23 protein-coding genes are annotated in these 24,701 nt (G+C 70.7%); 11 read left to right on the top strand and 12 right to left on the bottom strand.

The window, feature by feature from the left end; translation table 11 throughout:
- The first annotated feature begins 66 nt into the window (after positions 1-66).
- The 4 genes from B2K11_RS07630 (at position 67) to B2K11_RS07615 (ending at position 4,274) form a co-directional block, all read left to right on the top strand.
- Positions 67-1,722: an amidohydrolase gene (locus B2K11_RS07630; protein WP_163617677.1), complete on the top strand. Its 1,656-nt coding sequence runs from the start codon at positions 67-69 to the stop codon at positions 1,720-1,722.
- Positions 1,723-1,831: 109 nt separating this feature from the next.
- Complete coding sequence (locus B2K11_RS07625) at positions 1,832-2,389, top strand: isochorismatase family protein (protein ID WP_163617676.1); 558 nt, start codon at positions 1,832-1,834, stop codon at positions 2,387-2,389.
- A gap of 128 nt (positions 2,390-2,517) precedes the next feature.
- Positions 2,518-3,948, top strand: a complete 1,431-nt coding sequence (locus tag B2K11_RS07620) for an FAD-dependent oxidoreductase (protein WP_163617675.1) — start codon at positions 2,518-2,520, stop codon at positions 3,946-3,948.
- Positions 3,945-4,274, top strand: a complete 330-nt coding sequence (locus B2K11_RS07615) for a cupin domain-containing protein (protein ID WP_239525841.1) — start codon at positions 3,945-3,947, stop codon at positions 4,272-4,274. The genes B2K11_RS07620 and B2K11_RS07615 overlap by 4 nt, the downstream gene beginning before the upstream one ends.
- Positions 4,275-4,310: 36 nt before the next feature.
- On the opposite strand, the gene B2K11_RS07610 is transcribed toward B2K11_RS07615, so the two are convergent.
- Positions 4,311-5,894: a PucR family transcriptional regulator gene (locus B2K11_RS07610; RefSeq protein ID WP_163617674.1), complete on the bottom strand. Its 1,584-nt coding sequence runs from the start codon at positions 5,892-5,894 to the stop codon at positions 4,311-4,313.
- Positions 5,895-6,061: 167 nt separating this feature from the next.
- On the opposite strand from B2K11_RS07610, the gene B2K11_RS07605 reads away from it, so the two are divergent.
- The 4 genes from B2K11_RS07605 to B2K11_RS07590 all read left to right on the top strand — a co-directional run bounded on the left by B2K11_RS07605 (position 6,062) and on the right by B2K11_RS07590 (position 10,362).
- On the top strand, positions 6,062-7,630 hold the full coding sequence (locus B2K11_RS07605; protein ID WP_163617673.1) for a CoA-acylating methylmalonate-semialdehyde dehydrogenase: 1,569 nt from the start codon (positions 6,062-6,064) through the stop codon (positions 7,628-7,630).
- Between the two features lie 156 nt (positions 7,631-7,786).
- The gene (locus B2K11_RS07600) at positions 7,787-9,196 is read left to right on the top strand and encodes an aspartate aminotransferase family protein (RefSeq protein WP_163617672.1); all 1,410 of its coding nucleotides are present in this window, start codon (positions 7,787-7,789) and stop codon (positions 9,194-9,196) included.
- 144 nt (positions 9,197-9,340) lie between these two features.
- Positions 9,341-9,748, top strand: coding sequence for a transferase (locus B2K11_RS07595; RefSeq protein WP_163617671.1), 408 nt, complete (start codon positions 9,341-9,343; stop codon positions 9,746-9,748).
- A gap of 44 nt (positions 9,749-9,792) precedes the next feature.
- Positions 9,793-10,362, top strand: a complete 570-nt coding sequence (locus tag B2K11_RS07590) for a thermonuclease family protein (protein WP_163617670.1) — start codon at positions 9,793-9,795, stop codon at positions 10,360-10,362.
- A gap of 4 nt (positions 10,363-10,366) precedes the next feature.
- Here the strand turns inward: B2K11_RS07590 and B2K11_RS07585 are convergent, their stop codons facing one another.
- Positions 10,367-10,765, bottom strand: a complete 399-nt coding sequence (locus B2K11_RS07585; RefSeq protein ID WP_204260044.1) for a DUF1304 domain-containing protein — start codon at positions 10,763-10,765, stop codon at positions 10,367-10,369.
- Between the two features lie 35 nt (positions 10,766-10,800).
- Between B2K11_RS07585 and B2K11_RS07580 the strand changes: the two genes are divergently transcribed.
- The gene (locus B2K11_RS07580; protein WP_163617669.1) at positions 10,801-11,571 is read left to right on the top strand and encodes a LysR family substrate-binding domain-containing protein; all 771 of its coding nucleotides are present in this window, start codon (positions 10,801-10,803) and stop codon (positions 11,569-11,571) included.
- Between the two features lie 262 nt (positions 11,572-11,833).
- Here the strand turns inward: B2K11_RS07580 and B2K11_RS07575 are convergent, their stop codons facing one another.
- The 4 genes from B2K11_RS07575 to B2K11_RS07560 form a co-directional block, all read right to left on the bottom strand.
- On the bottom strand, positions 11,834-14,317 hold the full coding sequence (locus B2K11_RS07575; RefSeq protein WP_163617668.1) for a CHAT domain-containing protein: 2,484 nt from the start codon (positions 14,315-14,317) through the stop codon (positions 11,834-11,836).
- A 56-nt stretch (positions 14,318-14,373) separates the two neighbouring features.
- Positions 14,374-16,032 carry a S8/S53 family peptidase gene (locus B2K11_RS07570; protein WP_163617667.1) on the bottom strand — a complete coding sequence of 553 codons (1,659 nt, stop codon included), beginning with the start codon at positions 16,030-16,032 and terminating at the stop codon, positions 14,374-14,376.
- A 73-nt stretch (positions 16,033-16,105) separates the two neighbouring features.
- Positions 16,106-16,573: a hypothetical protein gene (locus B2K11_RS07565; RefSeq protein WP_204260043.1), complete on the bottom strand. Its 468-nt coding sequence runs from the start codon at positions 16,571-16,573 to the stop codon at positions 16,106-16,108.
- The gene (locus B2K11_RS07560) at positions 16,563-17,180 is read right to left on the bottom strand and encodes a sigma-70 family RNA polymerase sigma factor (protein ID WP_163617665.1); all 618 of its coding nucleotides are present in this window, start codon (positions 17,178-17,180) and stop codon (positions 16,563-16,565) included. The genes B2K11_RS07565 and B2K11_RS07560 overlap by 11 nt, the downstream gene beginning before the upstream one ends.
- A gap of 123 nt (positions 17,181-17,303) precedes the next feature.
- On the opposite strand from B2K11_RS07560, the gene B2K11_RS07555 reads away from it, so the two are divergent.
- Complete coding sequence (locus B2K11_RS07555) at positions 17,304-18,047, top strand: GMP synthase (protein WP_163617664.1); 744 nt, start codon at positions 17,304-17,306, stop codon at positions 18,045-18,047.
- Between the two features lies 1 nt (position 18,048).
- Here the strand turns inward: B2K11_RS07555 and B2K11_RS07550 are convergent, their stop codons facing one another.
- The 4 genes from B2K11_RS07550 to B2K11_RS07535 form a co-directional block, all read right to left on the bottom strand.
- Complete coding sequence (locus B2K11_RS07550; RefSeq protein ID WP_163617663.1) at positions 18,049-18,849, bottom strand: TspO/MBR family protein; 801 nt, start codon at positions 18,847-18,849, stop codon at positions 18,049-18,051.
- Between the two features lie 90 nt (positions 18,850-18,939).
- Positions 18,940-19,425, bottom strand: coding sequence for a glutaminase (locus tag B2K11_RS07545; RefSeq protein ID WP_163617662.1), 486 nt, complete (start codon positions 19,423-19,425; stop codon positions 18,940-18,942).
- Positions 19,422-20,621, bottom strand: a complete 1,200-nt coding sequence (locus B2K11_RS07540; protein ID WP_163617661.1) for a cation:proton antiporter — start codon at positions 20,619-20,621, stop codon at positions 19,422-19,424. The genes B2K11_RS07545 and B2K11_RS07540 overlap by 4 nt, the downstream gene beginning before the upstream one ends.
- Positions 20,622-20,742: 121 nt before the next feature.
- Positions 20,743-21,918, bottom strand: coding sequence for an ABC transporter permease (locus tag B2K11_RS07535; RefSeq protein ID WP_163617660.1), 1,176 nt, complete (start codon positions 21,916-21,918; stop codon positions 20,743-20,745).
- 80 nt (positions 21,919-21,998) lie between these two features.
- On the opposite strand from B2K11_RS07535, the gene B2K11_RS07530 reads away from it, so the two are divergent.
- Entirely contained in the window at positions 21,999-22,589 is a 591-nt protein-coding gene (locus tag B2K11_RS07530) for a TetR/AcrR family transcriptional regulator (RefSeq protein ID WP_163617659.1), read from the top strand.
- Between the two features lie 173 nt (positions 22,590-22,762).
- Here B2K11_RS07530 and B2K11_RS07525 read toward each other — a convergent pair whose 3' ends face one another.
- Together B2K11_RS07525 and B2K11_RS07520 are read right to left on the bottom strand one after the other, a co-directional pair.
- Positions 22,763-23,584 carry a GTP pyrophosphokinase family protein gene (locus B2K11_RS07525; protein WP_163617658.1) on the bottom strand — a complete coding sequence of 274 codons (822 nt, stop codon included), beginning with the start codon at positions 23,582-23,584 and terminating at the stop codon, positions 22,763-22,765.
- 148 nt (positions 23,585-23,732) lie between these two features.
- Positions 23,733-24,578: a transposase gene (locus B2K11_RS07520; protein WP_163617657.1), complete on the bottom strand. Its 846-nt coding sequence runs from the start codon at positions 24,576-24,578 to the stop codon at positions 23,733-23,735.
- Between the last annotated feature and the right edge of the window lie 123 nt (positions 24,579-24,701).

Raw genomic sequence — 24,701 nt, 5'->3', positions numbered from 1 at the left:
CTCCCGGTCGTTGAGCGAGGGAGCGCCAGCGACCGAGACGAAACGCCCCGAGGCCACAGGAGACCCATGCCCTACGCCGACCTCGTGTTCACCGGCGGACCCGTGTTCACCGCCGACACCGTTCGTTCGCGCGCGGGCTCGGTCGCCGTCACGGACGGGCGCATCGTCGCCGTCTCGCCCGGCGACCTGGGCGACCTCGTCGGCCCCTCGACCGAAGCCGTGGACCTCGCGGGACGCATGCTGATCCCCGGTTTCCAGGACGCGCACGTGCATCCGGTGTGGGGCGGGCTCGACATGCTCCGCTGCGACCTCTCCGGGCTCAGCACTGCCGCCGAGTACGTCGACGCCATCGGCGGCTACGTCCGCGCGCACCCGGACGACGAGTGGATTCTCGGCGGCGGGTGGCAGATGTCGGCGTTCCCCGGCGGCACGCCGACCGCATCCGCGCTCGATGCCGTCACCGGCGACCGCCCGGCGTTCTTCCCGAACCGCGACGGCCACGGCGCGTGGGTGAACTCGGCCGCGCTGCGGCGCGCGGGCATCGACCGCGACACCCTCGACCCGGCAGACGGCCGCATCGAGCGCGACGCCGACGGCGCCCCGTCGGGCACGCTGCACGAGGGCGCGATGGCACTCGTCAACCGCCTGCTGCCCGAAGAGCCCCTGGAGCGGCTCACCGAGGCGCTGCTGCTCGGCCAGCGCTACCTGCACTCGTTCGGCATCACCGGCTGGCAGGACGCCATCGTCGGCTCGTACGGGGATGCCGGAGACCCCGGCCCCGCCTACCTCGCGGCAGCGGCCGACGGCACCCTGACGGCGCGCGTCGTCGGAGCGATCTGGTGGGACCGAACCCAGGGCCTCGAGCAGATCCCGTCGATCCTCGAGCGGCGCGAGCGGTACCGGGGCGGGCGCTTCGCCGCGACATCCGTGAAGGTGATGCAGGACGGCGTCGCCGAGAACTTCACCGCCTCGATGCTCGAGCCGTACTGCGACGGCCACGGCCATCTCACCGACAACTCGGGGATCTCGTTTGTCGACCCTGCCGTCCTCAATGAGGCGGTGCCCCTCCTCGACGCGGCGGGCTTCCAGGTGCACTTCCACGCGATCGGCGACCGCGCCGTGCGCGAGTGCCTCGACGCGGTCGAGAATGCGATCGCCCGCAACGGCCGCCGCGACAACCGCCACCACATCGCGCACATCCAGGTGGTGCATCCCGAAGACATGCGCCGGTTCCGCGAGCTCGGAGTCGCCGCGAACATGCAGTCGCTGTGGGCGACGTACGAGCCGCAGATGGTCGAGCTGACGCTGCCGTTCTTCGGTGAGCAGCGCAGCGCCTGGCAGTACCCGTTCGGCGACCTGCTGCGCTCGGGCGCCGTGCTCGCAGCGGGGAGCGACTGGTCGGTGTCGACGCCCGATCCGATGGCCGCGATCCACACCGCGGTCAACCGCATGGCCGCGCCCGGTCAGGAGGAGGGCGAGTACGACCCGTTCTATCCCGAGCAGTCGATCGACCTCGCGACGTCGCTCACCGCGTACACGGCCGGATCGGCGTGGGTGAACCACCTCGACGACGTCACGGGCACGATCGAGGTCGGCAAGTACGCCGACCTGGCCGTGCTCGACCGGGATCCCTTCGCCGGGCCGGCCGACCGGATCGGCGCGACCCGCACCCTCCAGACCTTCGTGCAGGGCGAGCGCGTCTACGCCGCGCCGGACGCCTGACGCGTTCTGAGCCGCGCTCAGGCGTTTCGTCTCGCTCGTTCCTCGCTCGCTCAACGACCGGTGAATTCGCCGCGCCGGACGCCTGACGCGACGCATCTATGCTGTTGCGGTGACCCGACTCCTGCTCCTCATCGACATCCAGCGCGACTACTTCCCGGGAGGGCGGCATCCGCTCGTCGACGCGGATGCCGCCGCCGATGCCGCTGCGCGACTTCTCGCCGCCTTCCGGGCGACGGGCGAGCGGGTCGTGCACGTCCAGCACGTGTGGGACGGTCCGGATGCCGCGTTCTTCGCCCCCGGGACGCCCGGTGTGGAGTTCGACCCGCGTGTCGCCCCGGACGGCGCCGAGCACGTCATCGTCAAGCACGAGCCGAACGCCTTCCTCGGCACCGGGCTCGAGGCCCTGCTGCGGGCGGCGGCGGCCGATGAGATCGTGGTGGCCGGGATGATGTCGAGCATGTGCATCGATGCCACTGTGCGCGCGGCATCCGATCTCGGCTTCCGCCTCGCCGTGGCGCAGGACGCCTGCGCGGCGCCCGACCTCGCCTACGACGGCAGGACCGTGCCCGGCGCCCAGGTGCATCTGGCGTTCATGGCAGCGCTCGACGGCAGCTACGCGCGAGTCGCCGACGTCGACGCACTGGCAGCCGAACTCGCGGCGGTCTGACGCCGCGCCCTGACGCGGGCGCGACAACCTGTCCGACCGGCCCGTCAAGTCCCGACAGGCGGGGCCTGCGGCGCCGGCCCGAACCGGCGAGGATGGGAGCACCAGACACCGCATCGGAGTTGATACCCGTGGGCACGACCGTGTTCGAACGACAGCGGCCGGCAGCATCCGTCGTCCAGCATTCCCTCGCCGACACCCGCCACGCGGTGTTCTGGCGCGACGACCTCCCTGACTCCCTCCTCCCCGACCGGCCGTCGCTGATGGGCACGCATCGCGCCGACCTCGTCGTCGTCGGCGGCGGCTACGCCGGCCTGTGGACCGCATTGCTCGCCACCGAGCGCGACCCCGCGGCGAAGGTCGTGATCGTCGAGGCGCAGCGCGTCGGCTGGGCGGCGTCCGGCCGCAACGGCGGCTTCTGCGAGGCGAGCCTCACGCACGGCCACGAGAACGGCATGGCCCGGTGGCCCGACGAGATGCCGCTGCTCGACCGGCTCGGGCGCGAGAACCTCGATGCGATCGAGGCCTCCGAGGCGCGCTACGGCATGGACTTCCAGTTCGAGCGCACCGGCCAGTTCGCCCCCGCCGTCGAGCCCCACCAGGTCGAGTGGCTCAAGGAGTGGGCCGCCGAGGGCGAGGAGGGCGTCGTCTATCTCGACCAGGCGGAGGCGCAGGCATCCGTCCACTCCCCCACGTACCTCGCCGCCGTCTGGGAGAAGCACGCGTGCGGCATGCTGCACCCGGCCCGCATGGCCGCGGAGCTCGCGCGCGTGTGCGAGGAGCGCGGCGTGGAGATCTTCGAGCGCTCGCACGTGACCGGCCTCGACACGACCGGTCCGGGAGTCGTCGTGGCGACCGCCGACGGCCGCGTCGAGGCATCCCGAGCCGCGCTCGCCACCAACGTCTTCCCGTCGCTCATCAAGCGCAACCGGCTCATGACGGTGCCCGTGTACGACTACGTGCTGATGACCGAGCCGCTCACCGACGCGCAGGTCGCGTCGATCGGGTGGCAGGACCGCCAGGGCATCGGCGACATGGCGAACCAGTTCCACTACTACCGGATCACGAAGGACAACCGGATCCTGTTCGGCGGGTACGACGCGATCTACCACTACGGCCGCAAGGTCGATCCCGCCTACGAGGAGCGCCCCGAGACGTGGGCACGCCTCGCGAGCCACTTCTTCACCACGTTCCCGCAGCTCGAGGGCCTGCGCTTCACCCACCAGTGGGCGGGCGCGATCGACACCTCGACGCAGTTCACGGCCTTCTTCGGCACCGCCCGTGAGCGCCGGGTCGCCTACGCCGCGGGCTTCACCGGGCTCGGCGTCGGGTCGACGCGCTTCGCCGGCGACGTCATGCTCGACCTGCTCGACGGGGTCTCGAACGAGCGCACCGGGCTCGAGATGGTGCAGAAGCGCCCGCTTCCGTTCCCGCCCGAGCCCGCGGCGTCGATCGGCATCAACGCCACACGCTGGTCGCTGGACCGCGCGGACCACAACAAGGGCAAGCGCAACCTGCTGCTGAAGACGCTGGACGCGGTCGGACTGGGGTTCGACTCGTGAACCCGGGAATCGTGACGGATGCCGACTCCCTCGCGCTTGCGCTCGAGCCCCTGCCCGCCGAGCAGGTGGTCGAGGGCTCGCCCCGCACCGGCTTCGCCGAGCTCACCGACACGATCGGGGTGTGGGAGCACACGCCCGGCGTCTCGACCGACGTCGAGGCGGACGAGGTGTTCGTGGTGCTGTCGGGCTCGGCGACGGTGTCGTTCGACGACCCGGCACTCGAGCCGATCGAGCTGCGGGCGGGCTCGGTCGCGCGTCTCACCGCGGGCATGCGCACGGTGTGGACCGTTCGCGAGACGCTGCGGAAGGTCTACATCCTCGGCTGACGGCCGTCTCCTGCAGCGCGACGCGGGCCCCTCGGATCAACGCCCCGCCGACCTGCGCACGAGCAGCGCGAGGTGCAGCGCGGTCTGGGTCTCGCCGTCGTCGAGATCGGCGCCCAGCAGCTCCTCGATGAGCGCGATGCGCTGGTAGAACACCGAGCGGGAGAGATGGGATGCCCCGGCCGCCGCCGTGCGGTTGCCCGGGTGCGCGAGCATCGCCTCGAGGACGTCGAGCAGATCGCCCGAGCGCGCCAGGTCGTGCGCGATGAGGGGCGCGAGCATCCGCTCGCCGTGCTCGAGCACGCGGTGGTCGTCGCGGAGCGCCGCCACCAGCTGCACCAGCGGACGGTTCTCGGCGCGTCGAAGGTGCGGTCCGCGTCCGGTTCGGCGGCGTCGGCCGCCCGCGAGGTCGACGGCTTCGTGCACCGAGGCGAGGGCCGCGTCGATGCCCTCGGCACCGCGCCCCACCGACACGGTGACCCGCTCCACGTCGACGGCGTCGACGAGGGCGCGCACGAAGGCCACCACCGCTGCGTCGTCGAACACCGTCTCGGGCGGCAGTGACACCAGGATCGTCGCCGCGGGCGCCGCGACGCCGGACGGCGCCGATCCCGCGAGCGCTCGTCCGCGCAGGGCGCGGGCCGCGGCATCCGCTCGCTCCACCGCAACGGGCGCGCCCGACACGACCAGGCCGTGCAGCTTCGCCCCGCGGAGGGGCAGGCCCGCGGCCTCGAGTCTCGCGGCCGCCCCGCCGACGCCCGCGAAGCGTCCCGCGAGCAATCCGTCGACCAGGCGGCGGCGGCCGATGCGCACCCACTCGTCGGCGTCGCCGTCTGCCAGGCGCCCGACGGCGAGCGCGATCGCGCCCTGTTCGAGCACCGCCATGCGCCCGGCTGCGTGCTCGGGTCCGGGCAGGGCGATGAGGTTGCCCCAGCGGATGCCCCGTGCCTCGACGGGAACGATGAGCCAATCGTCGGGGCTCGCCGCGGCGCCCCGCTGCCGGCGCTGCTCGGAGCGCCGGTGCGCGGAACGCGAGCGCAGCTCCCACTCGGTGAACAGCTCCTCCTCCATCGCGAGCGGCACCTCGGCCGCCACGACTTCGTAGCCGAGGTTCTCGAGCACGATCGGCGCGCCCAGCGTCTGCGCGACCTGGTGCACGATGAAGTCCGCGGGTGAGCCGCGCAGCACGAGAGCGGTGAAGCGCTCGCGCACCTCGTCGCGGGCCCGCAGCGCGTCGGTCTGTCCGGTGATGATGCGGCTGTGCACCGCCTCGGTGACGGTGACGAACTTCACCTCGCGGTGCAGCACGATGAGCGCCAGACCGCGAGCCGCCGCGGCCTCGACGACCACGGCGGGAACGTAGCGGTAATGCGTGCCGAGTTCGAGCACGAGACCCGAGAGACCGGCATCGGCGAGCTCGTCGACGAAGCGGCGCAGGTCGGCAGGTTCGACGGGCCAGGACGAACCGGTCGACAGCAGCAGCTCGCCGCCGTCGAGCAGGCGGGCCACGCCGGCGCTGTCCGAGACGTGCAGCCAGCGCACCCGCGCATCGAGCGCGTCGCCGCCGGCGAGCACCTCCGGAACACCGTGCGCGACCGCGTCGAGAGCGATCACCTCGCGCACGGTCGGCAAGGTCGCATCTGCGACTCGATCAGCCGGACGATCCGTTTGGTTCGTGCGATCTTCGCGACGGTCGGGCACCGTTGACGCCTCTTCTTCTCTGACAGGCTGGGACGGGTCAAGCCTAAGGGATCGCCACACGATCTGTCCGACGCCGAAAGGGACCACTCATGAGCATTGCCGAGAGCACCGTCGCCCCCGCGACCACAGACGCCGATGTGCGGGTGATCTCGCACTGGATCGATGGTGCCGAGCGGGCGTCGACGTCCGGCCGCACCGCACCCGTGTACAACCCGGCGACCGGCATGGTGTCGGCCCGGGTCGCACTGGCCGACCGGGCCGAGATCGACGCGGCGATCGCGTCGGCGGTCCGCGGATACGAGGTGTGGTCGCAGTTCTCGATCGCGCGTCGGCAGTCGGTGCTGTTCAGCTTCCGCGAGCTGCTCAATGCCCGTAAGCGGGAGCTGGCCGAGATCATCACCGCCGAGCACGGCAAGGTCGTCTCGGACGCCATGGGCGAGATCCTGCGCGGCCAGGAGGTCGTGGAGCTGGCGACCGGGTTCCCGCACTTCATCAAGGGCGCGTTCAGCGAGAACGCCTCGAGCGGCATCGACGTGTACTCGCTGAAGCAGCCGCTCGGGGTCGTCGGCATCATCAGCCCGTTCAACTTCCCGGCGATGGTGCCGATGTGGTTCTTCCCGATCGCGATCGCCGCCGGCAACGCGGTCGTGCTCAAGCCGTCCGAGAAGGACCCCTCGGCGGCGCTGTGGCTGGCGGCGCTCTGGCAGGAGGCTGGGCTGCCGGACGGGGTGTTCACGGTTCTGCAAGGCGACAAGCTCGCGGTCGACGGGCTTCTGGAGAGCCCGGACGTGCAGTCCATCTCGTTCGTGGGCTCGACGCCGATCGCGCAGTACATCTACGAGACCGCCTCCAAGCACGGCAAGCGGGTGCAGGCGCTGGGCGGCGCGAAGAACCACATGCTGGTGCTTCCGGATGCCGACCTCGACCTGGTCGCGGACCAGGCCGTCAACGCCGGCTACGGTGCGGCGGGTGAGCGCTGCATGGCGATCTCGGTCGTGCTGGCCGTCGAGCCGGTCGCCGACGACCTCATCGCGAAGATCCAGGAGCGGATCGCGAAGCTGCGCATCGGCAACGGTGCCGGCGTGGACGGCGTCGAGCCCGACATGGGGCCGCTGATCACCGACGTGCACCGCGACAAGGTCTCGAGCTACGTCGACATCGCCGAGGCCGACGGCGCGAAGATCATCGTCGACGGCCGGGGCTTCACGGTCGATGGGCACGAGGACGGGTTCTTCTTCGGCCCCACCCTGATCGACGACATCCCCACCACCAGCCGCGCCTACCAGGAGGAGATCTTCGGACCGGTCCTCTCCGTCGTGCGCGTGCCGTCCTACGACGAGGGTCTGGGGCTGATCAACTCGGGCCAGTTCGGCAACGGCACCGCGATCTTCACCAACGACGGCGGAGCCGCCCGCCGCTTCCAGAACGAGGTGCAGGTCGGCATGATCGGCATCAACGTGCCCATCCCGGTTCCGGTCGCCTACCACTCCTTCGGCGGCTGGAAGCAGTCGCTGTTCGGCGACGCCAAGGCCTACGGCGTGCACGGCTTCGACTTCTTCACGCGCGAGAAGGCCATCACCAGCCGCTGGCTCGACCCCGCCACGCGCAGCCAGTCCGGCCACACCGGCATCAACCTCGGCTTCCCCCAGAACAACTGACCCGTTTCGTCTCGCAAGCTTGCTCAACGACCGAGATTTTGGCCGTTGAGCGAGCGAGGAACGAGCGAGACGAAACGCCTGAACCCACGAGCAAGCGCCGTTTCGTCTCGCTTCGCTCGCTCAACGACCGGACACGACGACACGCAAGGACTCCCCATGACCGACACGCTCGCCGCCACCGCCGCGTACACCGACCCGTCCGGTGACCGCCGCCCGCTCCCCGACCCCGACGCCGAGGCGCGCGTGCGCGCGGACGACCGCGGTCACGTGTTCCACTCCTGGAGCGCGCAGGCGCTCATCGACCCGCTGCCTGTCGCGGCGGGCGCGGGTGCGACGTTCTGGGACTACAGCGGCAACGCCTACCTCGATTTCAGCTCGCAGCTGGTGAACCTCAACCTCGGGCATCAGCATCCGGATCTCGTCGAGGCCATCCAGCGGCAGGCCGGCCGCCTGGCGACCATCCAGCCGTCTATGGCGAACGATGTGCGCGGCGAGCTCGCCCGGCGCATCGCCGACGTCGCCGGCGATGGCTTCGAGAAGGTGTTCTTCACGAACGGCGGCGCCGACGCGAACGAGAACGCCGTCCGCATGGCGCGTCTCGTGACCGGCCGCCGCAAGGTGCTGTCGATGTACCGCAGCTACCACGGCAACACGACCACCGCCATCTCGCTGACGGGCGACCCGCGGCGCTGGCCGAACGAGCCGGGCGACGGCTCGACGGCGAAGTTCTTCGGGCCTTACCCCTACCGCTCGGCGTTCCACTCGTCGAGCCCCGAGGAAGAGACGCAGCGCGCGCTCGAGCACCTCGAGCAGACCATCGTGCTCGAGGGCGCGTCGACGATCGCCGCCATCGTCATCGAGACGATCGTCGGCACGAACGGCGTGCTGGTGCCGCCGCCCGGCTATCTCGCGGGCGTCCGAGAGCTGTGCACCCGCTTCGGCATCGTCTACATCGCCGACGAGGTGATGGTCGGCTTCGGCCGGGTCGGTGAGTGGTTCGCGTTCCAGGCGTTCGACGTGCAGCCCGACCTCATCACCTTCGCCAAGGGCGTGAACTCGGGCTACGTGCCGCTCGGCGGCGTCGTCGTCTCGGACCGTATCGCGGCGCACTTCGACACCGTCTCGTTCCCCGGCGGGCTCACGTACTCGGGGCACCCGCTGGCATGCGCCGCGGGCGTGGCGACGTTCGAGGTCTTCAAGCGCGACGGCATCCTCGAACGCGTCCGCGACCTCGGCTCGCGCGTGGTCGAGCCTCGCCTGCGCGACATCGCGGAGCGGCATCCGTCCGTCGGCGACGTGCGCGGCATGGGCCTCTTCTGGGCGATCGAGCTCGTCAAAGACCGCGAGACCCGCGAGCAGCTCGTGCCGTTCAACGCGAGCGGGGCGGATGCCGCACCCATCGTCGCCGTCGCCGCGGCGTGCAAGCGCGAGGGCGTGTGGCCCTTCACCCACTTCAACCGCGTGCACGTCGCCCCGCCCCTCGTGATCACCGAGGACGAGCTGGTGCGCGGCCTGGACGTGATCGACCGCGCGCTGTCGGCCGCCGACGAGTTCGTGGCGCACTGAGCGAATGGCTGCCGGCTCCGCATTCTCGGGAATGCGGAGCCATTCTCTCGGGGTGACCGAATCGTTCTGATGCGCGGGAATATATGCCCTGCGCCCGCCGTTATTTCTGTACTCAGCACTCTGTGCTGGCTCCAGGAGGGGACCGTGGGCAAGAACTACATCGACATCGAGAACGACCAGGGCGAGACGCTGCGCTACCGCAAGCATGTCAACGGCCGTGGTCTGATCGCGCATGGAGCGAAGGTGCACCCGAGCGCCGTCGTCGAAGCGGGGTCGTATGTCGAACCGGGCGTGCAGATCGCCGCGGGCGCGCACGTCGGCCGCGGTGTGTGGGTCGAGTCGGATGCCGTGATCGGCCCCGACGCCGTGATCGAGCCGCACGCCCACATCGGTCCGCGCGCCGCGATCGGCCCGAAGGCGAAGATCGGCGTCCGCACCCACGTCGGACACGACGCCCGCGTCGCCGGAGGCTCACTCATCGGCGACGACCAGACGATCGCCGACGGCGAGCGCGTCGCCACCGACCAGCGGGGACTGCGCCTGGCCGCCTGATCCCGCGATCGCGGAGCGTCGCGCGCACGGCATAGGCTCGCGACGTGTTCAGACGCGTCCTCATCGGAATCCTCCTGCTCGCCGTCGCGGGCGCGGCCGTCTGGTGGTGGGCCGGGCGCGACGGCGACTCGGCAGAGGTCGGCGTCGCGACGCCCGGCGCAGCGCCGACGATGCCCGCGATTCCGTCCGATGCGTTCGAGATGACGGTCGAGAGCGTGCACGACGGCGATACGCTGCGCGCTCGGGCGGCGACGCCGAACGCCGTCGTCGAGGACGTCGAGTCGACGCGTGTCCGCTTGCTCGGAATCGACACCCCCGAGATCTCCCCCGAACTCGACTGCTGGGGCTCGGAGGCGACGGCGAAGCTGACTGCTCTCGTCCCCGCCGGGTCGACGATCTGGGTGGCGCCCGATGCCGAGGTGCACGACCAGTACGGCCGGACGCTGCTCTATGTCTGGACACCCGACGGCCGGTTCGTCAACGGGGAGCTCGTGGCGCAGGGCGATGCGCGCGTCGAGATCTACTCGCCCAACCGCAGCCAGGAGGCGCTGCTCCGCTCCCTCGAGTCGACGGCGGTCGCCACCGGAGTCGGCCGGTGGAGCGCGTGCGGCTGAGCCGTCAGGCGAACAGGAACAGCACGAAGCCGATGAGCGGCAGCGTCCCCTGGATGAGCGCAGCGCGCAGGTAGCGCATGCCCGTGCTCAACAGCACGAGCGCCGCCGCGACCATCGATCCGAGGCTGAACAGCACGAGCGCGAGGCCGGCCGCGCGGACGGGTGCGGTATCCGAGCCCGCGAAGATCAGCACGAGGCCGATCACCACGCCGATCGCGAGGAAGAGGTTGTAGAACCCCTGGTTGTAGGCCATCGGCTTCGTCGTGTCGGCGGCCGCCTGGTCGGCGACGCCGAAGCGTTTCCAGATCTTCGGCTGCGTCCACTGCACGCTCTCCATCACGAAGATGTACAGGTGCAGCAGCGCCGCCAGCGCTGCGAAGACCGTTGCGAGGATAGCCACCATGAGCGAACGATAGCGCCCGGGCTACGCTGAACGGTATGGCGAAGGGTGGGTCGCGCGCAGGCGGACGGGCACGGGATGCCGCGGGCAAGCGCCGTGGCGCAGCATCCGGCTCCGCAGCGAAGGCGAAGCCCGCGAAGCCGCAGCCCGTTCAGCCGCGCCGGCCGCAGCCGTCGCCCGGGCCGTCGCCGGTACCCCCCGCCGAGCCGCCGATGCCGGCGACGTTCCTCCTCGGCGCGATCCCCGGTGCGACGCCGGGCAAGTGGATCGACACCTGGAAGGAACGGATGCCGCGCACGAGCCTCGAGCTCGTGCCCCTGGCCTTCGCCGACCAGCGACGGCCCGTCGTCGACGGCGAGGTCGACGCCGCCCTCGTGCGGCTGCCGATCGACAAGGACGGGCTCCACGTCATCCCGCTCTACGACGAGGTGCCGGTCGTCGTGTGTGCGAAGGAGTCGCACCTGACGGCCGCCGGAGAGCTCGACACCGCCGACCTCGTCGGCGAGGTGCTGATCGTTCCGGAGGACGACGTGCTGCGCATCAGTGTGCCCGGCACCGAGAAGCCGCGCTTCGCTCCCCCGGCCGACACGGCCGAGGCGATCGCGACCGTCGCCGCAGGGGTGGGGATCGTCATCGTGCCGATGTCGCTCGCGCGGCTTCACCAGCGCAAGGACGTCGAGTACAGGCCGCTCCTGGACGGCCCCACCTCCACGGTCGCGCTGGCGTGGGCCGCGGATCGCACAACGCCCGCCGTCGACGCGTTCGTGGGCATCGTGCGAGGACGCACCGCGAACTCCTCCCGCGGCTGAACCGCCGTCAGGACGCAGGAGGAGGGGCGCCGCCCCCAGTCCCCAGTGCGGCGCCCCTCATGGATCGGCGCGAAGACCCGCAGCCCGACCTGCGTTCCCCAGAGTGGCCTTCTGCTCTGCACCCGACCCCCCGCCGGCGTGCACGAGCCGTTCCGATGACTTGGAGCAGGCGTCATCGGCTCTGATACATGCCGAAGCGAGATCTCAGATGGCTGAGTTCGTCTTGCCGTGAGGGCTGATGATGCCGGCGAAGCCGCGTTGATCAGAATCCGGCGCCGTGGACCTGGAAGGGAGCCACGATCCCTGTCCGCCGAGACGCCTCGGCCAGTGCGATCGACGGTGCGACGCCCGCCGCCAGACCCTGGTGCATCGCTCCCAGAAGCTCGCACGCCGCGTCGTCGGCGACCACGACTGGCGCCGCGATGACGCTGCGCGATCCGGCGTGGAGCCAGACGCGGGTCATTCCGACGGCCTCCTCATGCCAGCGGATCGACGACCGGCCGACCTCGCACGCCGACAGCACGACCGTATGCGGCACCTTCTCAATGAGATCGACGTCGTAGCCGAACAGGGTTCCGTCGTGGAGCTGCAGACCCGAGAACAGCGGGTGCTCCGCGGAATGGCGGCCATGCGCGGCGACATGCAGCACGTCGACGCGGGACGCGGCACCGGTGAGCGCCATGACCGACGCGTCCTCGTCCCGCAGAACGATCGGATCGGGCCATGCCTCCGCGGCCCGCGCGACTTCTTCGGCGGCGCGTTCGACTCGTGGCCCCGCCGCGAAGGCGACCCGCCGAGCGTCGGAGCGCTCCCTCGTCGACAGCCACTGCGACGCGGAAGTGGCCACGGTGAAGACCCTCCCGCGAAGTGCCGGCAGCAGCGCCCACGGGATGCCGCCCAGGATGCCGGGGACGCTGAGCACCAGCTTCCGGTCGCCGACGACCTCCGCCACCGGAGCGAGCAGCGCTGCCGACAGCGCCGCGACGCGTTCGTCCAACGAGCGTTGCACCACTGCGGCCATGGGTCCCGCGCGCACGGCGGCGCTCACATCGGCATCCGCTCGCAACGCAGCCACGCTCCGCCCGACCTCCGGCCACGCGTCGATCCGGACGACGCGGGCACCATCCCGCCGCGCCGCGACGGCCACCATCCCCGAGCGATCGAAGACATATGACACCGATGCCGTCTCGTCGTCGAGTCCCTCCTGCAGCTCGTCGAGCGATGCGCGCGGACGTCGACCCGCCGCACCCGAGGTGGCCCACTGCCGCTGACGCAGCTGTTCGCCCAGTTCCCGGGCCCTGCCTGACGAGAGCCAATCGGGGCCGCCCTCGACGCGCAGCGCGCGAAGCTCGGCCAGGTCGGCCGCCAACTCGGGATCAGGTGGCGGGCGAAGCGGCACGACCTCCTGATTCAGGAACCGGGCGCGCTCGGCCCACTCGAACACCACGTCCGGGCGCATCGAACGAACAGCCGACTGCAGTCCCGCAAAGATCAGCCCCTCTCCGTACATCACGAGCGAGGTCGCAAGATCGAGGCTGCCGAACGACGCCTGCCACTCGCTGAGCGCGTCGAGTCCGGCGGCCGCACGAGCGCGCACCAGATCTTCACGCCCCTGCGCAAGGGCGCGGGCAGCCTGCACCTGGCGGGTGAGCAGGGTGAGCTGGATCGGGGCGGTCGGGCGGACGCGCACTCCGCCGTGATCTCGGTCGTCGATGCCGACCCGCGCGCGCCACAGGTCGGCGGTGAGCTGCAGCGCCTCAGCCTCTGCCTCGAGCCGGTGATTCCGGAGCGCGTCGGACAATTCGCCGACCGCCCTGAGATCGATGCGCCGCGCGGAGCCGCTGCCGGCGGTGCGGCCGCCGCTGCCATCCGGAATCGACGACAGGAGCGCGGCCCTCAGCCGAACGCCGTCGGCCCGGAGCGCCCACCACTCGGAGTGCACCCTGCGGAACCGCTGCGCCGCGCGACGCGCGACCTGCTCCGCGCGGGCGGGAGCGTGTGTGAGCAAGGCGCGGGCCAGATGGAATTCGGCCTCGGCTCGGGCCTGTGGCATTCGGTTCGCACCGAAGGTCTGAGCGACGCGGACCAGACTGGTCTCGGCTTCGACGACCAGCCCCGCGTCGCGCAGGACCTCGGCTCTGTCGAGGTCGCAGATCGCGGCGTTGACGTCGGAGGCTGCAGCGAGCGCGTCCCGCGCCGCCGCCATCGTCGACAGCGCCGCGATCAGATCGCCTTCCAGGAGGGCGACGTACCCGGCGTTGTGGACCGCCATGGCACGCTCGACATCGTTGCCGGTCGCCGCGTAGTCGGGTGCGGCACGTTCGAGGTCCGCCCTGGCCGCACGGAACCGCCCAGCCTGACTGTGCGCGAGGCTGCGGTTGAGCAGCATCGGGGCTCGATGCTCTGCCTCGTCCCCGATGCCGTCGATCGCTTTGTCGAGCCAGCTCACCGCCTCGTCGAGTGCACCTCGCTCCAATGCCAGGAGCCCCAGCTGCCCGTGGAGCATCGCCGATGTCTGGCGGGACAGCCGCGGATATGCGAGTGCTTCCTTGCAGAGGCGCTCAGCTGCTTCGGGATCGCCTTGTCGGATCACGACGGCTGCCATCGAACCGGCGATGCGCGCCCGAAGATCGGGATCGTCCGTCCGCGCCGCGGCGCGCGCGAGCTCGCGGCGTGCCGCCGCGTTGCGACCCCCATTGAGGTGAGCACGACCACGCCGATACAGCTCCCCAGCCGTCAAGGTCATCCTCACAGCATGGCGCGAATTCGCCGCGCATGCGACGAAGGTCTGGCGTGCGGTGGCTAGTCGGACGGCTTGATCGCCGACAGATCCTCCTTCTCCGTCATCTGTTCGTCGAGCACTTCCTTGACGACCCGGCTCACGTGCTGCACGAGCGGCTGGGACTTCGCCGATGCCGACCCCCCGCGCGCTTCTGCCAGCCGCTGCGCGATGCGGCCGGCCACCAGGGGCGCCGCGAAGGACGTGCCGCTCCACACGGCGAACCCCGACCGGAAGTCGTCGAGGTCGAGCGTCTCGCGCCGATGACCGTACTCATCGCTGCGCAGGTCGGATTGGATTCCGCCCTCGAAGTCGACCGGGATGATCGAGAGCACCGACACGCCTCGCACATAGGTCTGCACCCATTCGCCGATGTTGGAGAAGAGGGCGACCGTGTGGCGGGAGGGGTTGAGTGCACCGACCGTCACGAGGGGGACCAGGTCGGCTTCCTTTTCCTTCTCGATCCCGCAGTCGGCACCATCCCAGTGGTGCATGGAGGCAGGAGCAGCGGGGCGGTCGGTCGCGTCATTTCCGGCTGAGCACACCACCACCGTGCCGGCCCGTCGCAGACGCGCGAGCAGGTCGTAGAGCTCGCTCTCGACGGACTGCCGCTCGGGCGTCTCGTGGTAGAAGCTGAACGAGAGGTTCACGACATCGATGCGGCCACCGCCGTCGGTGTCCTCCACGATGTCGACGAGCCTGCCGAGCGCCGCGATCAGATCGTTCTCGAGAATGAGCCCGTCACCATCAGCGATGCGAACCGGGAGGATGCGGGCTTCCGGGCACGCCTGCAGCACGATGCCCGCGATGAAGGTGCCGTGCCCGGCAGCACTGTCGACCACGCCGTCCAAGGGGCTGCCGATCGACGGGTAGCGGTCGGGGTCCGTTTGGCCGTCGACGATGCCGATCTCGCCGCCGTACTCCGCGACCGCATCGATCACGGCTTCGTCGAGCCACGGGTGGCTGCCATGTCCCGTGTCCAGGATCGCCACCACCGGCCGGTCCTCGAGAGGAAGCTTCGGCTCGGGGAGGTCTCCACCGATGAATGTCACCGGCTGCCGTCCCCCGAGGCCCGGATAGGCGTACCCCTCGATCCCCGAGGGGTTGCCCTTGAACGGGTTGCCCTTGAACGGGTTGCCCTTGAACGGATTCCCCTTGAACGGATTCCCCTTGAACGGATTCACATCGAGCGAGTCGGTCGAGAGGACGTGGTTGAGCCCGATGCCGGTGACTCCCGCGCGACGGGCTTCAACGAGCAGGCGCGCCGCGTCGGGACGGGTGAGCGGCTGCTGCGTCTTCGGGTCGGGAGCGACGCCGATGCGTACGCGCTTGGTGCGCGCCACGCCCTGGCGTCGGCGGGAGCCGGCGGCGACCGTGCTCTTCGAAGACCCGACCGACCGGGTCGCGACGCCGTCTTGCGGCTCTGGGTTCTCGAGGTCCTCGATCTCGACGGTCCAGCCCAGCCTCTCCGCGATCGCGGCAAGGGGCGACTTGTCGAGACTCCGCGGCACGGTCTTGCCGGTCGGTGCGAGCAGGAGCACGTCAGGCTCGTAGACCGTCGGAGCGAATCCGGTCCCCACCGGCAGGATGTCGGGGTCGAGAAGCGCGGCACGTACGCGGCGCGCCTCTCGCTGCCGCCAGGTCAATCGTGGAGTGTGGGTCGGCTTCTGCGGATCAGGCATGATTCCCCTTCATGTGTGACTGCACTGCGCATGGCGAATCGGATGCCTCAGCAGAGGCATCCGATTCCGATAATCAGACTTCGAACTGCGGGGTCTGGAAGTCGCGCAGTGCGCCGTCGGCGTCCTTCACGACCAGGCGAAGTCGCGCCACCCCAGGCGTGACCTCGTCGAAGGCGAAGCGTCCGTGCTCGCCCGGTTCGGCCGACCACTCGTGGTCGCCCTGCACCAGCCGGATGGCCAGCGCCGTGGCATCCACCCATCCGTCCACGCGTCTGCCGCCGTCCTCGGTGGCGGTCACGTGCAGCAGCACGCTGGTCGTGCCGTCGCTGAACTGCAGCGTCGCGGTGTCGGTCTCGCCGCGGACGGCCGCGAGGGTGCCCTCGACGAGCGTCAGCAGGGCGTACTCGCGCGACAGGTCCTCGACGGCGACGGCAGCGACCATCCGGTCGACCAGCTCGGCCGGCACCGGATCGACGTCCTCCCACATGCGGCGCATGCGTGCGAAGAGCGCGGCGTCGGCCGCGAAGTCCTCAGTTTCCATCGTCGTCACCTCTCCATCCGTCGCCCTCGAGCACGGCGCGGAGCTTTGCGAGGCAGCGCTGGCGGGTCGGTCCGATCGATCCGATGGGCATCGCGAGGTCTTCTGCGATACGGGCATAGTCGGGGCGGTCCTCGAACGCGACGATCCGCAGCAGGCGCTGGCATCGATCGTTGAGCGTGGCGACCGCTGTCCAGAGGCGACGGGTCTCGTCGTCCTGCGCCGCGGTCTGCTCGGCGGATTCGTGGACAGGAAGGTGCGGTTCGAGCGACTCGGCCTCGGTGGCATCGGCACGCCGATGCTGCTTGCCGACGCGCCACGCCTCGCGGCGCGCACACATCGTGAGCCACCCCGACACCGCGAGCGGGTCGTTGATGGTCTCGTGACGGCGTACGAGCGTCAGCCAGGTCGTCTGCACGACGTCCTGTGCCAGCGCAGGGTCGACGCCGTACGCCCGCACGACGTGCCACAACGGCGGCGTCATCAGGCGGACGAGTTCGTCCATCGCACGGCTGTCACCCTCACGCCACCGCACGAAGAGTGCGGCGGCCCGCTCCCATCGCGCCGGCTCCGCGGAGTCGACGGATGGCTCGGCGCCAGCCTGTGTCATAGCGCCCATTCTGTCCACACCATGCCCGAGCGCGATAGTGCCGGTTTGATACACGCATACCCGTCGAATACCGCGGATGTCGCCCCTTCGCACGCGCGGCGACCCGCGACCTAGAATTCGTGCATGACAACCGCGCCGCTGCTCTATGTCTGCGTGCGGCCGCAGGTGGGCGCGGCGGCCGCCGAGTACGAGTCGTTCCGGGCGGCCATGCACCTCGACGAGAGCCGCCTCGCACGTCACGACCTCGTGCGCGAACCGCTGCCGGCAGACGCTTTCGAGCGCTACGCAGGCTTTCTCATCGGCGGCAGCCCATTCAACGTCACCGACCCGGACTCGACGAAGACCGACGCCCAGCGCCGCCTCGAGGCAGACCTCGCGCGCATCGCCGAACACACCGCGTCTGGCATGGGGCCGGCCGCGCTCTTCACCTGCTACGGCATCGGCGTCGCGACGCGCACGCTCGGCGGCATCGTGAGCCGGGCCTTCCCCGAAGACACCGGCCCCGTCATCGTCGAGCTCGGCGATGCTGCCCGCGCCGACCCGGTGTTCGGCGGCCTCGCCAGCCGCTTCACGGCGCTCACCGCCCACAAGGAGGGCTGCGAGGAACTGCCCCATGGAGCGGTTCTGCTGGCATCGAACGACGGATGCCCCGTCCAGGCGTACCGCGTCGGCGATCGCCTCTACGCCACCCAGTTCCACCCTGAGCCGACCACGAAGGCGTTCACCGAGCGCATGGCCGTGTACCGCGACGACGGCTACTTCGACTCGGCGGACTACGACACCATCGCCCGACGTGTGCTCGCGGCATCCGTCACGGAGCCTGCGCGACTGCTCCGCGCTTTCGCTGATCGATTCTCGTCGGCCTGACTCACGCCTCGGCGTTGCGCACACCCGTCGCCACGCGCAGCACGGTGCCGATCACCCCGGCCGCGAGGATCAGGCCGGCGACGATGAGCGCCGTCACGCCGATCGCAGCGCTGGACGGGTCGCCGGTGAGCCTGGCCACCGCGAGCCAGCTCAGCCCCCAAGCCAGGGCGAGCGCGGGCGCCAGCCGCCAGCGGCTCGCCGCCTCGATGCCGAGCCCCACCACCCCGACGACGATGAGCACGATGACGCCCCACAGGTCGGCGGCATCCGCCCACTCGGGCGGGGCGATCGAAGTCAGCCACGCCGTGATGTTCGCGACGGTCGCGAGCGTCACCCAGCCGAGGTGAAGGCCCGTGACGCCGTCGACGAGCAGCCTGTCGGCCCACCCGTCTGCCGGCTCGATGACCGTGCGGTGGAAGGTGACACCCAGCACCGCCAGCAGCACGATGATCGAGAGCACGGTCATCGCGAGCGAGCCGAACTGCGCGATCACCAGCCACAGGCCGTTCAGCGCCATCGTGCCCGCGATGAGCCAGCCCAGTGCGCGCTGTCGCTCGCTTCCCCGCTGCCGCGGCAGAGCCTGCCAGACCGTGTAGGCGAAGAGGCCGATGTAGATCACCGACCAGATCGAGAACGCCGGGCTCGCGGGGGCGAGATACGAACCGTCCTCATCGAGCGCGCCGTCCTGCAGATCCTGCACCGGCGTGCCGCCGAACAGTCCGGTACCGACCATCGCGGCGATGATCATGAAGCAGAACGCGCTGATGACGACGATCTGACGTGTGAGGTCCCGAGCGGCCATGCCCACACCGTACGGGGCCCTCCTGGCGCCGCTGACCGTATTGACACGTCGCGCTCCGCCCAGTAGCGCCGGGTCTACGCACCGCCCGGTCTAGGCACCGCCTGGAGGATCGAGCAGCAGAGCGACCCGCTCGGCGAGGTACGCCTCGAGCGGCATGAGTCCCCCGGCCGCGCTCCACCGCACGCTCGCGACGCCGTCGAGCGAGACGAGGGGGCCGGACTCTCCGCCGGCGTCGACGACGTCGGGTCGCAGCACCCGCCATCCGAGGTGGACCGTCTCGCCCTCTGCGAAGCCACCGCGGCGTGCAGCTGCGGCGAGCTCGGCGCGCTGCCGCTGGGACTCGGCGGCGTAGCCGCGCCGGGCCTCCTGGCGCGCGCGGACGATGTCTGCCGTCGCGAGCGCGGCGTCGTCGGTGAGCAGCAGCGCGCCCAGATGCCACGCGGCACCGCGCCGCTCGACGCGCGGGGCGCGCGCGACCCCGAGGATGCGCCGAGGAACGACGAGCTCGCCCAGCGCTTCGCGCGGGGCGTCGGCGAGCCGCGCGCGGGCGGCGTCGAAGAGCTCGAGGGTGCTCACGCCATGTCGTCCTCGCGCGCCGGCGTGGCCTTCACCCGCTCGCCGCGGAGAGCCATGCCGATGAGGGGGAACAGCAGGACCGACAGCATGCCGCCGGCGACGAGCACGGTCTGGTGCGACGTCGTCAGGATGTCCTCGTCCACGCCGATCTGCGTGACCGCGACGATGATCGGGAGCCCGGTTGCCCCGAGCAGCGCGATGGACAGCCGATCGCGCCGCGCCGATCCCTCGGGTGCGGCGAGGGTGGATGGCAGCCCACGCACCACCAGCAGCGCCACGAGCACGACCGGTACCAGCAGGAACGTGGCCGGCTCCTCGAGGAGCGCCTCGAGGTCGAAGGTGACCCCTGTGTAGATGAAGAAGATCGGCACCAGGAACCCGAACGCGACCCCTTCGATCTTGCTCTCCACCGCCTCGCGATCGGGCTCGGAGGCGTCGCGCATGAGGAGGCGCCAGATGATGCCGGCGGTGAAGGCCCCGAGCAGCAGGTCGAGGTCGAGCACGATGCTGAGTGCGACGAGCGCCGCGAGGATGACGAAGACCACCCGGATCGCGAACTGCCCCGAGGTGTGGAGGGTGGAGCTCACGAACGCGTGCATCGCGCCGCGCGGGACCTTGAACGCCAGCCAGATGGCGAGCGCCGCGAAACCGGCGAAGAGGGCGAGCACCACGGTCGACAGGCCCGGTTCGCGGCCGCCGAGGAAGATCGAGATCGCGATGAGCGGGCCGAACTCGCCGACGGCGCCGATGGCGGCGACGGCCTTGCCGAACGGCGTGGGCAGTTCGCCGGCGTCGCGGAGGATGGGGAGGAGGGTTCCGAGCGCCGTCGAGCACAGCGCGACGCCGATCACGATCGCCGCCTCCCCCGATGCGAGCACGAAGCCCGCAGCGATCCCCGCGGCGAGGCTGATGAGCCACCCGAGGGACGCCCGGCGGCCGAGGCGGCCACGGAACGAGCCGAACTCGATCTCGGTGCCCGCGACGAAGAACAGCATCGCGAGCCCGAACTCCGACAGCGTGTCGATGAACTCGCTCGGCACCGCCCAGCCGAGCACGGCGGGACCGACCAGGATGCCGAGCACGAGCTCGAACACCACCACGGGGACGCGCATCCACCGGCCGACCCCTCGCGCCAGCAGCGGCGCCAGCACCGCCAGGAGCGGGATCACCAGCAGCGTCGGTTCGAGGTCGTCCACGCGAACAGACTAGCCAGGACACGTCACGCGGACGCGCGCTCTCGGCGAGCAGGTCCCGCGGGAGCGCCGAATCCGGCGCCGCCCGTGGGGGCGGCGCCGGAACGCGCATCCGTGCGGCCGGTCAGCGCGCGAGCGGCTCTGCCGGTTCGAGCGACGCCACCGGCTCCGCGGGCTCGGCAGGCTCGAGCTGACGCGCGGGGGGCGTCAGCTCGGCGCGGGTGCGCCGATGCCCGATGAGCGCCAGCACGACGCCGCCGACCAGCCATGCGCCCAGGATGATCCACTGCGGTGCGGTCGAGGCATCCGGGAAGTACATCACCGACCGCAGCAGCGTCGCCGACGCGCCCGGCACGAAGAACTGGCCGATCGCGCCCCACGGCTCGGGCAGGAACTGCGGCGGCATCGCGGCACCGGCGATGGGATTGGCGATGACCATCGTGATGACCGCGCCCACGCCGATGCCGGGAGGGCCCATCAGCGCCGCGAGGCCGATGATGAGTGCAGAGGTCGCACTCACGCCGAGGCCGATGACCGTGGCGTTCAGCAGCCAGTCGCCCGTCAGCATCCCGAACCACGTCTGCATCACCAGCGTGATCAGCGCACCCGCGGCGATGCCGAAGACGACGAGTCCGATGAGTCGTCGCACGACGCCCTGCACGAGGAGCGTGAGCAGGATGCCGCCCAGCATGCCGCCCAGCACGAGCGGGAAGACGGATGCCGCGAGCCCGGCGCCCGTGCTGTCGCCCTCGGCGAGCGGCACGACGTCGGTGACGGTCACGGTCGGGATCTCCGGCGGGGCGCCCGCGGCACCCTCCGGCAGCTGCGGCCTCTGGCCGGACTGCAGTGCGCCGACGATCGCCGTCAGCTGATCGGTGAGCGCCGTCTTGGCGGCGGTGTCGATCTGCGACTGCAGCTGGGTCGCCACCCCGCGCAGCGCCTGCGCCGCGACGGGGCTCGCGGCGGTCGCGACCAGCACCTCGGGCTCATCGCCGAGGAGGATTGCGCCGTAGAGCGCGCGGGATTCGATCTGCGCGACCGCGTCTTCCCGCGAGTCGACCTCGTGGAGGTCGAAGGGCGCAGGGTCCTGCTCGCCGAGCTTGTCTTCGACGGCGGTGACGGCATCCGTCGGTCCGGAGATGCCGACCGGCAGGTTCTGGGGCTGCGACGTGGCGGCCGGCCAGACGAACGCCATCACGATGACGGCGACGATGACGGAGCCGAGGAGCCCGAACGCTGCGGCGACGGGCCAGCGGGTGGGGCGCACCGGAGCGTCGGTGTGTGCGCGGTGAAGAGACATCGCGACCTCCTTCTATGAGTGGAATTAAAAGAGAATGGTGGTTCTGTTTGTGAGAATAACAGAATCGGTATTCTGTTTCCATGCCGAAAGTGTCGGAGGAGTACCGCGAAGCCCGCCGCGACGAGATCGGTCGCGCCGCGCTGCGGGTGCTCGAGCGCAAAGGCGTGCGAGACACCTCCATCGCCGACATCGTCGAGGAGTCGGGCCTCTCGACCGGGGCGATCTACTCGCATTTCTCCACCAAGTCGGAACTCGCCCGTTATGTGGTCGGGCGCTTCCTCATTCCGCGTCTCGACGCTCTGGAGGCCGCGGGCGCCCGCGGCGAGGTCCTGACGCCTCGGCAGGTGCTCCGCCGCATGCTGTCGATCTTCAGCGAAGCCGGATTGTCGACCTCGCTCGTCCTGCAGTTCTGGGGTGAGGCGATGGTCGAGCCGGGGCTGCGCGACGAGATGCTCCGCACGGCAGGACGCCTGAGGGCGGCCCTCACTCACGCGATCGGGCCGTGGGCGCGCGCACAGTCAGTGGATGGAGCCAAGGCCGAGGCTCTCGCCGCCGACACCGCCCGCTCGATCGTGGCCCTCGCGCAGGGCTATGTCGCGAACACCGCCGTCTTCGGCCCTCGTGACGTCGACGAGTACCTCGCCGGCACGGGCGCCGTCCTCGCGAGCTGAGCCCACTCGACCGATCCGGCGAGACGAAACGCCGCCCGTGAGCCCGAGGCGCTTCGTCTCGGTCGCTGGCGATCGCTCGCTCAACGACCGATACCTCTCCCCCGGTCGTTGAGCGAGCGAGGAACGAGCGAGACGAAACGCGCCGAACGCTCCGGTGCGCTTGAGCCGAGGCGTCAGACTGCCTGCAGTCCGCCGTCGTCGCGGCGCCGGGTTGCGGCATCCGAGTCTCCCGTCGCCGGAGCGGCAGCGCCCGTGATCTCGCGCACGGCGACGGGCGCCGCCTGCCCGGCGCTGGAGCCCTTGATCTGCCAGGCGCTGCCAGCACGAATCTCCCTGTGGAGGCGCTCCATGCGGGCGTCCAGCTCGGCAGCGGTGTCGGCGGCGTCCTTGAGGCTCTCGAGCAGCTCGTCCGGCACCTGCGTGGCGTACTTGTAGTAGATCTTGTGCTCGAGGCTCGCCCAGAAGTCCATGGCGATGGTGCGGAACTGCACCTCGACGGGCACCTCGATGCGCCCTGTCGAGAGGAACACCGGCACCTCGAGGATCGCGTGCAGGCTCTTGTAGCCGTTGGGCTTGGGCTGGGCGATGTAGTCCTTGACGTGCAGCACCCGCACATCGTCCTGTGCGGTGAGCAGGTCGAAGAGGCGGTACACGTCGGCGGTGAAGCTGCAGGTGATGCGGATGCCCGCGATGTCGGTGATGCTGCTCCTGATCGAGGCGAAGTCGCCGTCGATGCCCTTGCGCTGCACCTTCTCGACGAGACTGTCGGGCGACTTCACCCGACTCGAGACGTGCTCGATCGGGTTGTAGTCGTGGGTCAGCAGGAACTCTTCGCGCAGGATGCCGATCTTCGTCTCGACCTCCTGCAGGCCGAAGCGGTACTCCATCATGAAGCGCTGCAGCTCGTCCCGCAGCTCCCTCAGCTCGCTGGGCGAGACCGTGATCTCACCCTCATCGGACGCCGTCGCGGGCACCAGCGGTGCGGGAGTCGCCATGCGATCGACGGTAGGGGTCGGGTCTACGAGAGTCCTGTGAAAGACGGATGCCTCTTCCCTGCGCGGCGGTCACGCGCGGCGGTCACGCGTCGTCGGTCAGGCGCGGCGGTCAGGGGAGGTGGTCAGGCGGGGTGGTCAGGCGCGGCGGTCACGCGTCGTCGAGCGCGGCCTGGGCGCGTTCGGACTCCTTCGCCGCGTCGCGGGCCTTCGCCGCGGCATCCGCGCGCTCGCGATCGATCGTCTCGAGCTTGTCGACGGCGCCCGCCTCGTCGTTCTCGAGCGCGGCGAGGTCGCGGCGGAGGTCGTCGATCCGCTCGCGCACGTGGTCGACGCGCTCCTGCGCCTTGGCACGGCGCGCGTCGACGCGCGCGAGTTCCCGCTCGGCCTCGTTGGCGAGCCGCTCCGCTTCGCGGGCGGCCTTCTCAGCGGCCTTGCGCGCCCGGCGCTCGGCCAGGTCGTCACGGGGAGGCGGTGCCACCACCCCCGGCACGGATCCGCCGACCGCCTCGGCGAGCGCACCGGGCTCGATGTCCCCCGCCTCCAGCGCCGTGACCAGCCGGCCGGTGAGCACTGCGGCGGCGGCTGCGGCATCCATCACCGCGGCGTTGATCGTCGTCACGACGTCGTCCTGCGCGGCGGCGCTCAAGCTGCCGCCGGCGTCCTCAGCCAGACCTACGGCCTGCTTCGCGAGGGCCGCGACGAGCTGGCGCCGCTGCTTGCCGAGGCGTCCCAGCTCGGCGGCGTCGAGGTCGTCCTGGGCCTCACGCAGCGCCGCCGACAGCTCGACCGCGTCGGCGAGCTGCCCGTCCTGCGCCAGCAGGTTGACAGCCCACGCGGCCACGGTCGGCTTGCGCAGCGCCTTGATCTGCTTCGCGAGCGGTCCGGCCGCCATGCCGGCGCGCGCGTTGCGCGCCGCGGTGAACTCCGACGGCGGCAGGATGTACAGCTCGGCCGCGATCGCGTCGAGCGCTTCGTCTGCGTCGGGCTGCGGCATCCGCCCATTCTCGCCCCCGGGAATCGCGAAAGGGTAGATCTCCGCACGGGCGCGTGCGGAGATCTACCCTTTCGCGATTCCGAGAGCGGGATGCCGCGTCCCGCGCCAGAGCCAGAGCCAGAG

It is taken from the genome of Microbacterium sp. B35-30, assembly GCF_010634855.1.
Taxonomy (GTDB): domain Bacteria; phylum Actinomycetota; class Actinomycetes; order Actinomycetales; family Microbacteriaceae; genus Microbacterium.
The sequence above is the reverse complement of the archived record's forward strand: the minus strand, read 5'-3'. Positions and strand labels throughout refer to the sequence as shown.